The following is a 14,000-nucleotide window of genomic DNA, read 5'->3' as shown; positions in this document are numbered from 1 at the left end:
CGTATGGGAGGTAATTTCTATACGAACGTGTCATATTTAAATGACGTATATAAAAAAGAGTATGAGTATTGGCAGGAAAAGATGGCAGGCACGGTAGAGAAGAGCTGCTTTTTTGACGGCAAAAAAGACGCTCAAGGGCCAGAGTCTCGTATGGAATCGATAGACTATTCCCTCCCAGGTGATTATGCCAATCGACTGGTAAAAATAAGCAACCATTCCGATGCTAGATTGCATGTATTGCTGCTGGCGTATACAGCCATATTGCTAATGAAGCATACGGGACAAACAGATATTGTGTTGGGCACAAGCATCTACCGACAACAAGCGGAGGAGGAATTTATCAATACTATACTTCCGATTCGGATAACGGTCACCAATGAAATGAGTCTGATTGACGTGATCAGCCAAGTCAAACAAATCGTTTCAGAAGCGATCGAACATCAAAACTATCCAATCGAGTTAATCCTGAAAAACGGCAATCAAGATTTGGACTTTCTGGACGTCTCCGTTATTTTAGAAAACATTCAAGATCCGCAATATCTCGCCAGGGCGTCTTCCAATCTTGTCCTGGTGTTTGACAGGAAGCTGGAAGAACTCAGTGCTCGCATTCATTACAATGCCTCGCTCTACCATAAAGAGATGGTCGAGGTTCTGATGGAGCACTTATTAGTTTTGTTGGAAAATTCGATTAATAATCCGAGAGCACCTCTGAAAGAGCTCACCATCCTCACAAAGAGAGATTGGGAGATACTCACGCAGATCAATGAGACGGTTGCCCGTTTTCCGGAAAAGGCGACCATCCCGTCTCTTTTTGAGGAATGTGTCAGAACCTATCCGAACCATACAGCAGTTGTTTTTGAAAAAGAGCAGTTGTCTTATGAACAATTGAATCAAAAAGCGAATCAATTGGCCCATTATTTACGGGAGCGAGGAGTAACCACGGAATCGATCGTTGCTCTTCTCATGCCGCCTTCTATAGAAATGCTCATAGGCATCTTAGCCATAGGAAAAGCGGGGGGCGCGTACTTGCCGATCGACCCGGACCTTCCAGCACACAGAATGGAATATATGTTAAAAGACAGCCAGGCTGCACATATCCTCACACAAACATCACAGGAGCTCGTCAGCCATTTTAGCGGTGAAGTGATGTTTGTCGACGATAACAAGCTGCTTCTTTATCCCGATACCAATCTTGAGCCCGTTCATGATCCGAATCATCTGGCCTACATTATTTATACTTCCGGAACAACAGGTAACCCCAAAGGAGTCATGATTGAGCACAGAAATGTGGTTCGTTTGTTTTTCCATGAAAATAACAGGTTTGATTTTACCTGTCACGATACTTGGGTGCTGTTTCACTCGTTCGGCTTCGATTTTTCTGTTTGGGAGATTTTCGGGGCATTGCTTCATGGAGGCAAGTTGGTGGTGCTCCCCCATTTGCAAAAAAGAGATTACCGGCAATTGGTACAGCGATTAAGAGAAGAAAAGGTTACGATTTGGAACCAGACTCCCTCTTCCTTTTACCAGTTTATCGAGGAAGAGCTGAAAACGCCTGACAAAGGACTCTGCTTGCGGTATGTCATTTTTGGCGGGGAGGCTCTGCTGCCTGCGAAGCTTGCTGCCTGGCATGACAAATATCCCGAAACCAAACTGATCAATATGTACGGCATCACGGAAACAACCGTCCATACGACCTATAAAGAAGTGACCTCACAACAGATTCAAGAGAACAAAAAGCTGATCGGCGTCCCTTTTTCTACTGTCCAATTGTATGTATGTAACCGACAAGGCGAAACGGTGCCAATCGGAGTCGTCGGGGAAATGTGGATTGGCGGCGAAGGAGTCGCTCGTGGCTATTTAAACAAACCTGAATTGACAGATGAACGGTTTCAGCTTCGCCAGATTGGAGACCGGATGGAACGCCTCTATTGCTCCGGCGATCTGGGCAGGTATTTGCCCAATGGGGAAGTAGAATACATCGGGCGCCGTGACAAACAGGTAAAAATCCGCGGATTTCGGATTGAACTGGATGAAGTGCGTTCTCATCTTTTAACCATGGAGGCTATTCAAGAGGCAGTGGTGATGGCGCGGGAAATCGAAGAAGATATCAAAATTCTTTGTGCCTATGTGGTAATGAAAGAGAAGAAGGAAAACCGCTTCGATCCGGTGGAAATCAGACAATATCTGCAAACGCGGGTCGCCGATTATATGATTCCGTCCTTCATCCTTCAGCTCGAAAGCATACCGTTAACGATTAATGGAAAAGTGGATGATACCCAACTCCGCCAAATGGAATTCAAGCAGAGCGGAAAGCATGAATTCGTTCAACCGAACACGGATATGGAAAAAAAGATAGCCGAGGTGTGGAGCAAGGTTCTCAGAACCGATCCAATCGGCATTCATTCTACGATCTTTGATTTAGGTGGAACTTCTTTTGATGTGATTAAAATCAGCAAGGAATTGACTGATCAGTTAGGGCAAGAGATATCAGTCGTCACGCTGTTTACTTACCCCACTGTCAGCATGCTAGCAAAGGTATTGGAAGCTGAGGTCACAGTCCAGAAGTTGCAAGTCGACGCCCGACTCGATTCTATCGAAGAAGGGAAAAGAACGAGATTGCAAAAATTACGTCTGTTAAAAAAGTAGGGATGATATGGGACACCAATACAATGGTTTGGAAATTGCAGTAATCGGCCTGTCGGGTAGATTTCCAGGAGCGAACACGATTGCGGCGTACTGGGAAAACTTGAAAAATGGGGTTCATTCCATCCAAACATTTTCGGAAGCCGAGCTAATCGAGGCTGGTATAGATCCGAAAGCAATCAATAGTGAAGAATACGTCAAGGCAAAGGGGTATCTGGAGAGCGGGAATCGCTTCGATGCCCATTTTTTTGATTATACGCCACTGGAAGCGGAGCTCATGGACCCGCAAATGAAAGTCTTTCATGAGTGCATCTGGGAAGCACTGGAGGATGCCGGCTATGCTGCCGAGGTTGACCAAAAGCTGATTGGTCTATTCGCAGGAGCTTCCCCGAACCATATGTGGGAAGGACTTATGAGCCTGTCAGGAAAAAGTGAAGCTATCGGCCACTGGGCAGCCACCCAGCTCGTGGATAAAGACTATTTGAGCTTGCGGATCGCTCACAAATTAAATCTCAAAGGACCTGCCTTGACGATTTATACCGCTTGCTCGACTTCGCTAGTTGCTGTTCATATGGCGGCTCAATCACTCCTGAACGGAGAATGCGATATGGCTTTGGCTGGCGGGGTTACTGTCACTCTGCCTGGAAAAAGCGGGTATGTTTATCAGGAAGGGATGATCTTATCTCCAGACGGCAAATGCAAGGCGTTTGATGCGAACGGAAAGGGTATTGTTGGCGGAGATGGAGCAGGAGTTGTCGTATTAAAGAGATTGCAAGATGCCATAGACGATCGTGATCAGATATATGCAGTGATCAAAGGCTCCGCTATCAACAATGATGGTATGCAAAAAAGCGGGTTTACAGCGCCGAGCACCCTCGGACAAGCGGAAGTAATCCGAACCGCTCTCAAAGTTGCGGAAGTGACGCCAGAGAGCGTTGATTACATTGAATGCCATGGTACAGGGACACCGCTTGGCGATCCCATTGAGCTCGAAGCCCTGGAGCTCGCCTATCAACCTTCTCAGAAGCATTCGTGCGCACTTGGCTCGGTAAAGGCAAACATTGGACATTTGGATAGCGCAGCCGGAATCGCTTCCTTCATCAAAACAGTGCTGTCCATCAAGCATCGCATGCTTCCGCCTTCCCTGCATTTTCAAACCCCGAATCCTCATTTAAACGTGATTGAAAAGGGGTTTTACATCAACGATAAGCTGACAGAATGGAAGAAATCGCACGAGCCTATCCGGGCGGGGATCAGCGCTTTTGGAATCGGGGGGACAAATGCTCATGTGATTATCGAGGAAGCCCCAGCCTCGCCAGAATCAACTACTGGGCGAAAATGGCAACTGATTCTGCTCTCTGCAAAAACAGAACAAGCCCTGGAGCGATATAAGCAAAATGTTGAGGACTATATGCATGCAAATCCGGGTGTGCGTCTTGAAGATATTGCCTATTCGCTACAGGTGGGACGTAAGCATTTTCCGTTTCGAGATGTAGCACTTTGCAACCCGACAGTAGCGGAACCGGTCCGCTTTTCAGCGGGCAATTGTAAGGCGGGTCTAGCAAAGCAGAATCTTCCTGTCATTTTCGTGTACCCTGATTTTTCCGATGACAACTGGGGAGATAGTGAATTTGCAGAAATCATCCAATTGTATCAAGAAGAGCCTACGGTCAAACGAATCATAGAGCAAGCGCTGCTCCTCCTTAATCGGCAAGCATCAGGACGAGCGGATACGCTAACAACGGAGCACCTGCGTGAGGAAAAGTATGGCGACGTTGTGCGCTTTATTCTCTACTATGCCATTACGATGTTGTTCAGAGAATGGGGCATCAAGCCGGAGGGCACGTTTGGATACGGAAAGGGCAAACTGCTGGTCGATTGCTTGACCGGCGGTCTTTCCTTCGAAGAGGCTATCTTCGCACTGGTAGATAAACCGGCGCTTGACACCTTTGTCCACTCGGAGAACAATCGTGACATTTCCAATCCAGAAGCCATTTATATGTACTTTGGTTCAACCAAAGATGAGCAGACGAGCAGTAAGCAAATGGAAACCGATACGATACATATTTGGCTGGAGAAGATGAATTCGTATACCATCCTGAATGCCTTAGGGACCATGTGGCTGTATGGCAACGAAATAGATTGGAATGAATTTTATAAACACGAGCAGCGAAATCGCGTCTCCTTGCCCACCTATTCATTTGAACCCCAGGAATTCCCGGTAGAGAGAGACCTGTTCCAATTTGAGCAGTTCACCAGTCGTCATCTGAACAGCGAGAGCAATACGGCCAAAAGAAGGGAAGACATCCGCAAGTGGTTTTATGTACCTGCTTGGGAGAGCTCCCATCTGCCAAGCTATGCGGAGGGAACCTATTCTCATGGCGCGACCTGGCTTATTTTCAATGATAAGACAGGTTTGGGAGAAGCGTTGTCCAACGAGTTAAGAGAACATGACGTTCGGTATATCCTTGTCGATCAAGCGGAGCATTTCCAAAAAGTAGCGACGGACCATTACATGGTAAATCCGCAAAATCCGAAAGAATTAGACCGCTTGTTGGAAAATCTAGAGGTAGTACCGGAGTGCATCTGCTATCTTTGGGCGGTGACTCCTCCTATCGAGCCAGAGTTGGCAGTCGTTGACTCCAGTCAGCAGTTGTTTCTCTACAACCTCTTACAGATTGCCCAATACATAGGAAGCAAGGCCGGCAACAAAGATACTCGGTTACAAATCGTGACAAACGGGTTGTATTCCGTTACCCAAGAAGAACAGATATGCCCGATGAAGGCGGTATTGCTGGGGGCAAGTAAAATCATTCCTTACGAGTACCCTGGTAGCAAGGTTTGCACTGTCGATATCGAGCTTTCAGAAGGAAACAACTTGAAAAATAGTTACATGGCTTCAAAATTGATTCGGGAATTTCATTTTGATTTTCCGCACAAGCAAGTGGCTTATCGTGGCAAAAGCAGGTGGATTGAATCGGTTCGAGAGCCTGTCCTAGTGAAACAACCCGGAAAGCTGGCACTCCTGAAGGACAACCTTGTCTGCTTGATCACAGGCGGATTAGGAGGGATGGGCTTTGCCATGGCAGAGTATTTGGCCAGACAGTATAAGGCACGGCTGGTTTTATTGGGACGTTCCCCTTTTCCTCCTAGACAGGAATGGGAGCAATGGCTGAAGGAAAAACCTGATCATAGGCTATCAAACACCATTCGCACGATCCTGTCATTGGAACAGGCAGGGGCAATGATCAACGTATACAGCGTGGACATCTCTGATTACTCGTCCATGCAAAAAGTCATTCACGAAGCGGAAGCGCAGTTTGGGCCAATTACTGGTATCTTGCACACAGCGGGAGTCCCGGATTATGCAGGCGTCATTCAAAGAAGAACAAAAGAAATGACGGACCCAATCCTACGACCCAAGGTACAGGGAACCATCGTACTGGATACGCTTTTTATGGGGCGAACGCTCGATTTCTTTCTATTGTTCTCGTCGATCGGCAACTACATTTACGGACGCAAATTCGGCCAAGTGGGATATAACGCAGCAAATGAATTTTTGGATGCGTTCGTCGCTTATCGCTTGCAGAATCGACCTGGCTTTACGGCGTCCATCAACTGGAACGATTGGGCGCAAGTAGGGATGTCTGTCACGGCCATGGAAAAAAATCGCGGCATGAACAGACAAGTCAACGAGCAGCAGTTTGAGGAAGAAGCGATTACACCGCAAAACGGTGTAGAAGTGCTGCAATATATTCTGGAAAACCAATTCACTCGGGCCATCGTCTCTGTCCTTGATCTTCCTGCCTTGATGGAGGAAAGCAATCAGCTTCGCGAAGAATCCATCCTGGAAAAAGAAGCGGCAGTAGCTGCCCAAACAGAACTGATTCCCGCCAAAATCAGCAGTGCAATGCTGTCCGAAGCAGAGCTGGAGCAAAGCATAGCGGACATATGGCGTAGTGTATTGGGAACTACATCGATTGGCAGTGATGAAGACTTCTTTAGCCTGGGAGGGGATTCGCTTAAAGCCATTACGATTATTGCCCTTCTCTATAAAAAACTGGATGTAAAACTCCCTCTGCCGACTTTTTTCAACAAGCCTACAATTGGAGACATCGCTCGTTTTATTCGCGAGGCAGACCGAACGGATTTTTCACAGATTAAAAAGGCAGTGAAAAAACCGGGATATCCTTTGACTTCCGGGCAAAAAAGACTTTATTTTCTCAGTCAAATGGAAGTTGAGAATAAGCAGTACAACAATATTATTGCGTTGCGTGTGAAGGGGCCGCTGTCCTACGAAAAATTGGAAAAAAGCTTGAATGAGCTCATTCGTAGGCATGAAAGCTTGCGCACTTCGTTCCGACGAATCGATGGGGAACTGTTACAGGTTATCCATGAACCTTTCTTATTTACCCCTGATTACAGGGAAATCAATGAACCAATAAACGACGCACACATCGAAGCGTGGATACAATCCTTTGATTTAGAGGTTGCTCCTGCATGGAAGGTGGGGATTTTTAAAGAGAGCGAGCAAAGTCATCTTCTTGTCTTTAATATCCACCATATCATCACAGATGGCACATCCAATGCGATCCTGATCGAAGAGTTTACTGCTCTTTACCAAAATGATGTACAGTCGGCAGGATTGGCTGCCTTATCAATTCAGTACAAGGATTATGCTGAATGGCAAAAGGAAAAGACAACACTTGACAGCCATCAAGCTGACCAGAAGTATTGGACAGACATGTTTACTGGAGAAATTCCGCTGCTCGATTTACCGACAGATTTTTCTCGTCCAGCATACAAAACCTACCGCGGAAGCATGGAGATGTTTTCTATACCGCAAAATCAGGCAGAAGAAATAAAGAAAATCGCTGCCGCTCATGAAGTGACGCTTTATATGGTGTTGCTTGCTGCTTGGAAAGTTCTTTTGGCAAAGCTGAGCGATCAGGAAGATATAATCGTAGGAATTCCTACTTCGGGCAGGAACCACAGTGATATCCAAAATGTGGTGGGCATGTTTGTTCAGACGCTGCCAGTCAGAAGTTCTGTAAGCAAAGAAATGAGCTTTGCAGAACTGCTAAGTGAGCTCAAAGTGAATATGTCCCATGCGCTGGAGCATCAAGATTATCCATTCGAAGAGCTCGTCAGCCAGGTGGAGCTTTCTCGGGATTTTGGCCGAAATCCTCTGTTTGATGTGATGTTTACCTTTCAAAACGCCCGTCATCAGGCGAGCAGCGCGCATGTCCCGTTTGAGGGAGTGCAAATAGAGCCGTATTCATTTAAAGCAAACTCATCTCGGTTTGATTTGACATTGGATGGCGAGGAACGGGAGGGCGAGCTGTTTTTTACTGTAGAGTATTCTACTGATTTGTTTACAAAAGAAACTGTCTCCCGTTTTATTCGCTATTTCCAAAAGATCATGCAAGAGGTGCTCGCCCAGCCAAAGCAAAAAATTAGCCAAATTCATTTGGTAGATGCCCAAGAGCTGGAGCTATTGTTGGCTGGGTTTAATCAGACATCGGGTGAATATCCAGAGCATCTTGTGGTGCACCAGCTCTTTGAGACGATGGTTGAAAAGTATCCCGACAAGCCAGCAGTAACGTTCCAAAATCAAACGATGACGTACCGTGAGCTAAACGGAAGGGCCAATCAAGTGGCCTATACACTAAAATCGCATGGTGTCGGTCCAAATAAGTTGGTTGCCCTCATTACCACTCGTTCGTTCGATATGATGGTTGGACTCTTGGCTATTAGCAAAGCGGGTGGGGCGTATTTGCCTGTCGATCCGAGCCTGCCACATAACAGAATTGCTTACATGCTCGAAGACGGCCACGTGCAAGTTATTTTGACCAATACAACTGTGGAGACAACAGACGATCGCAAGGTTATTGACATGCGCGATCCACAAATTCATATGAACCCTCTTGATTCGCTGCCGATTGAGAATAACAGCAGGGATGTAGCGTATTGCATGTATACCTCGGGAACAACCGGCTTTCCCAAAGGGATTTTAATCGAGCATCGGGCGTTAATGAATTTCCTGTACGGAATCACGGATGTACTGACCTTGCGGGAAACTGAGAGGTTTTTATCGTTAACAACAGTTTCTTTCGATATTTTCTGGTTGGAAAGTATCCTGCCGCTATTAACCGGTCATCATGTAGTCATTGCCAATGAAGAAAGTCAGCGAGATATTCGTTCGTTAGCCAGCCTAGTCAGAAGCGAGGAAATTACGGTGATGCAAACCACACCGTCACGGTTAAAACTGTTGCTGGCTGAGCCGGATTTAGCGGAGCAGCTGAGTCGCTTGCGTTACTTGCTGATCGGGGGAGAAGCTTTGCCGCTTTCGGTGGCAAATCAAGCGCTGAGATTGTTGAGAAATGGACGCGTCTACAACCTTTATGGCCCTACAGAAACGACGATTTGGTCCACGATTGAGGAAGTGATGGAAGATCGTCCGATCACGATCGGCAGACCGCTCAAGAATACCCAAGTCTATATCCTCAACCAGGAGATGGTGCCGCAGCCAATCGGGGTTCCTGGCATGCTGTATATCGGTGGACATGGTTTAGCGCGGGGTTATCAGAACAAACCGGAGCTGTCCCATGAGAAATTTACGGAAAACCCGTTTCAGCCAGGCGAAAAAATTTATGGTACTGGTGACATGGCAAGATGGACGGCGAACGGCTTGATCGAATATTTGGGAAGAAAAGATTTTCAGGTGAAAATACGGGGCTATCGAATAGAAATGAGTGAAATTGAAAAGCTGCTTGATGCCCATCCTGCTATTGAAAAAGCAGTTGTCCATGTACAACAAGATGCTCATCACGAGCAAATGCTTATCGCCCATTTCACATCTGCTGATGCTGAATCTAGCTATGAACTCCGCGAGTATTTGCGTAAACTTGTCCCAGAATATATGATTCCTCAATCCTTCATGAGGATAGAGAAGATTCCACTTACGATCAACGGCAAGATTGACTGGAAGTCGCTGCCGTCGGTAACTGGGGTAGTGGAGGAGCAAAAGGACCTTGTCGGACCGAGTGACGAGGTGGAAGCGAAGCTATATGAAATTTGGCAGAAAGTGTTGCGAATCGAAAACTTTGGAGTTCGGGAAAGATTTTTTGAATTAGGCGGAAATTCCATCCAAATCATGCAGCTTGTGTATGAAATTAATAATGGTTTCTCTGGTTCCTTACAGTTTAAACACTTTATCGAACTACAAACCATAGAGGCGATTGCCCGTTTTATCCGAGAATCGATTCAGGAAGAGCGGGAATCAGAATTGCCGGTACTGAAACCTGACCCTAGTCAAATGCATGAACCGTTTCCTTTAACGAATGTCCAAATGGCCTATTATTTGGGTAGAAGCAGCAGGTTTGAGTTAGGCGGAATTTCTACACATGCGTATCAAGAGGTCGTAACGACGCTCGATATTCATCGACTCAATCATTGCTTGAATATTTTGATCCGCAGGCATCCCGCGCTTCGGACGATCTTTTTGGAAGACGCCCGTCAGCAGATTATGGCAGAAGTACCCGAATACCGCATTGACATACACGATCTGCAGGCTTGTGGAAATGTTGAAAAAACCGAGATGATCAAGAAAGAAAGAGAACGGATGTCCCACGCTATTTTCCGTCCGGATCAATGGCCTCTATTTGAAATCAAAGCGTTTCGCTTGTCTGAGCAAGAGAGTCTTTTATGCCTCAGTTTTGATTTACTCATCATGGATGCCTATAGTCTGGAGATCTTAGGAAAAGAAATACAAGAGCTTTATCAGGACGATGCAGCGAAGCTCGATGATTTGTCTATTTCCTTCCGGGATTATATGATCGGTTATCAACAATTAAAAAACAGCAAGTGGTACTCGCAAGACAAGGAGTACTGGATGGCCAAGCTGCCCGATTTCCCACTAGCTCCAGAAATTCCGTTACGGGTCCAACCCATGCATGTTAAAAATCCGTATTTTCAAAGAAAATCAAAACGATATGCGGAGAAGAGCTGGCAGCAGTTAAAGAAAGTGGCCCAGAAGCACAATTTGACCCCTTCGACTGTTTTGTGCACGGCGTATACCGAGGTCCTGGCGAATTGGAGCAATCAAGTGGCATTCAGCCTCAATTTGACGTTGTTTAATCGACTCCCGATGCACCCGGATGTGGACAAACTCATCGGAGATTTTACTTCCGTGATTGTAGTTGACGTGCATTTGAATCCGAACGATTCGTTCTGGGAGAAAGCAGGCAAAGTTCAGCAAACGCTGATGGAGGCGCTCGCTCATCGCCATTTTGATGGAATTGATCTGATGCGGGAAATCAGTAAGCAAAGAGAAATGAGCAACAAAGCCCTCATGCCGGTCGTTTTTACTAGTGCTTTATTTGAAAATGGAGAAAGCGGCCAGCAAGCTGATGGTCTTGTGGAGAATTCATCCGAAAGGGAGAACCAAACAAACGGAATTACACAAACATCTCAAGTCTATCTGGATAATCAGGTGGCGCTCATCAATGGAAACATGGTAATCAACTGGGACTATATCAGTGAATTGTTTGATCCTGTGGTGATCGATACCATGTTTGAACAGTATCTGGCCAGAATCGATGCCATTTTGAACGATGAAGCCGAAAAACAGTTGGCCTGGGTATCCGAGACCGACAAAGAAGCAATTTTCACATACAACGATACTGCCACTCCTATTCCGAGAAAAACGTTGCACGGGCTGTTTGAAGAAACGGTTGCACAAACTCCCTATGCGGTGGCGATAGAAGATGCACAGGAGAGCATCACTTACCTAGACCTTGACGAGCAAGCAAACAAAGTGGCTAATTACTTGCAGCAAATCGGCGTAGGCGCGGGAGACCTCATTGGCGTTATTGCCAAACGGGAAATAGTCACCTTTGCACATCTGTTAGGCGTCCTAAAAAGCGGTGCCGCCTATGTGCCTATTGACCCTGACTACCCGTTAGAGCGTGTAGATTACATTCAGAGACACAGTCAATGCAAACTCGTGTTGGAACCTGATTTTTACGTGAAGAACGAGATCGATCGCTATCCAAAGAACCATCAATCATTCGCCGAACAGCCGGAGCACCTGGCATACGTTATTTACACATCGGGAAGCACGGGGAATCCCAAAGGGGTCATGATCAGACACGAAGCTGCAGCCAATACCGTTCTGGATATCAATCAAAAGTTTGAGGTTGCGACCCACGATCGTATTCTAGGTGTGTCTTCCCTCTGCTTTGATTTGTCCGTCTATGATATTTTTGGAGCATTTGCAGCAGGAGCTACGCTCGTGCTGGTGAAAGATCAGAAGAACATCACGCAGCTTGCCGACACCCTAACAGACAAGAAAATAACGATATGGAATTCTGTCCCTGCCATTATGGATCGGGTGGTAGCGGAGAAAAAGGACCGTGGCAGCGAATATAGTGATGGACAGCTTCGTCTTGTGATGCTCAGCGGCGACTGGATTCCGCTTACATTGCCGACAACGATCAATGAAAGGTTCCCTTCCGCGAAAGTAGTCAGTCTAGGTGGAGCTACAGAGGCATCCATTTGGTCGATTTATTATCCAATCGACGAGGTAGATCCCCAGTGGAAGAGCATCTATTATGGAAAACCGTTAGCCAACCAGCAGTTCTATGTACTCAATTCGCGGATGCAGCTTTGCCCGATTGCAGTGCCGGGTGAACTTTACATTGGGGGGAAAGGGGTTGCGGACGGTTATCTTCATGATGCGGAAAAGACCAATCAATCCTTTATTCATCATCCAGAATTCGGATATGTCTATAAAACGGGGGATTATGGAGTATTGCACCGCAATGGGCTGATCGAATTTTTGGGAAGAAAGGATCAGCAGGTAAAAATTGGCGGTTATAGAATAGAATTAGGAGAAATCGAATCACGGTTGCTAAGTATAGAAGCGGTGAGAAATGCGGTTGTTTTGGTGGCGGGGGAGGCAGACAAACAGTTGTATGCGTATCTCGTGCCAGAAACAGCGCCGCAGGACCAAGAAACATTCATGAATGAGATCAGGACAAGCTTGGCTAAAGCCTTGCCGGATTACATGATACCGTATCACTTTATTATCGTGGAACAATTGCCGCTGACCGCTAATGGGAAAGTAGATATGCAAACTCTCCTGAAGCTGAAGCCAACCAGCACAAGCAACGGGACAGCATACGTAGCTCCTCGGAACCTAGCGGAAGAGAAGATTGTCAACGTGATTCAAGAGGTTTTGGAAACCGAACATGTAGGCGTGCTCGACAACTTTTTTGAGATGGGGATGAATTCCATCCAGATCGGAATGATTAACACCAAGCTGAAACAGGTATTTGAAAGGGAAATCCCAATTCTCACCATGTTTGAGTACGCGAATATTAACGCGCTTGCCTCTTATTTGACAGGAGACAGTCACGACCAACAGGATGAAGAGCAGGACGAAACCATGGTTGCCCGGAACCAAGGAAGAGAACGGATCAAACAAAGAAACGCCAAAAGAAGGAGGACGCCTGAAAGTGAATAAAGCCGAACTGCTGCAATATTATACGAAATTTACTCCTTACACGGATCCCGGCGAATACGGCTATCTCTTTCATGAGTTGCCCCGAGGCTTGCCAGAACTTTGCCACCTCATCAAATGCCAATTGATTCATCCTTCAATGATAAAAAAAGTAAGACATTCGCTTACGCATTATACAAAAAACGAAGACGAGAAGTTTTATCAGGTAACAGAAATGCTTGAGGCTCTGGTAGAACGCAACGCAGATGGCATTACGTTTGACCGATTGCCTAGTGAGCGATTACTTATTTCTTGCCGATTCCATTCTTTGCTCCTGATTTCTATGCTTCGCTCCCAAGGGATCCCGGTGCGTTGCCGCGTCGGATTTGCAAGCTACCTTTCCGAGAATCACCGAAAATATATCGATCACTGGATTTGCGAAGTGTGGGATGATACCGAGAAACGATGGATCAGAGTAGACCCCGATTTGGAACTCATCGATATTCAGGGCGATGAGTTCCTGATGGCGGGTGATGCCTGGTTGATGGCTCGTGACAAAGAAATCAATCCACAGCTATTTGGGGTCAAGAAATCTTGGGGGATGCACTATATAAGAAATAATCTCTGCTATGACCTGAATGCCATTCTCGGCAACGAATTAAGATACTGGGATTATCCTCCGCTATGCCAAAAAGAGATGGACGAGCTGGACTGGGAAGAGTTGCAATTACTCGATGAGATCGCTCTTTATTTGCAAGACCCCGATGAAAATCACGATCAACTGCAAGCATTGTTTTTGGAGCATGATTTCCTTCATTTCAAGGGATAAGGCAATGGTTCGAAAAAACTCTAA

Annotated in this window: 3 protein-coding genes; all 3 read left to right on the top strand. The window is 46.2% G+C overall.

What is annotated here, in order from left to right; genetic code table 11:
- The first annotated feature begins 3 nt into the window (after nt 1-3).
- From ASG16_RS28110 to ASG16_RS28100, 3 genes are read left to right on the top strand one after another with little or no spacing between them, the layout of a single operon-like run.
- Nucleotides 4-2,646, top strand: coding sequence for a non-ribosomal peptide synthetase (locus ASG16_RS28110; RefSeq protein WP_056487491.1), 2,643 nt, complete (start codon nt 4-6; stop codon nt 2,644-2,646).
- A gap of 7 nt (nt 2,647-2,653) precedes the next feature.
- The gene (locus ASG16_RS28105) at nt 2,654-13,171 is read left to right on the top strand and encodes a non-ribosomal peptide synthetase (RefSeq protein ID WP_056487489.1); all 10,518 of its coding nucleotides are present in this window, start codon (nt 2,654-2,656) and stop codon (nt 13,169-13,171) included.
- Nucleotides 13,164-13,976 carry a transglutaminase-like domain-containing protein gene (locus tag ASG16_RS28100; RefSeq protein WP_056487486.1) on the top strand — a complete coding sequence of 271 codons (813 nt, stop codon included), beginning with the start codon at nt 13,164-13,166 and terminating at the stop codon, nt 13,974-13,976. Before ASG16_RS28105 ends, ASG16_RS28100 begins: the two co-directional genes overlap by 8 nt.
- The last annotated feature ends 24 nt before the right edge of the window (nt 13,977-14,000 follow it).

The sequence above is a fragment of the Brevibacillus sp. Leaf182 genome (assembly GCF_001423865.2).
Lineage (GTDB): Bacteria > Bacillota > Bacilli > Brevibacillales > Brevibacillaceae > Brevibacillus > Brevibacillus brevis_C.
The sequence above is the reverse complement of the archived record's forward strand: the minus strand, read 5'-3'. Positions and strand labels throughout refer to the sequence as shown.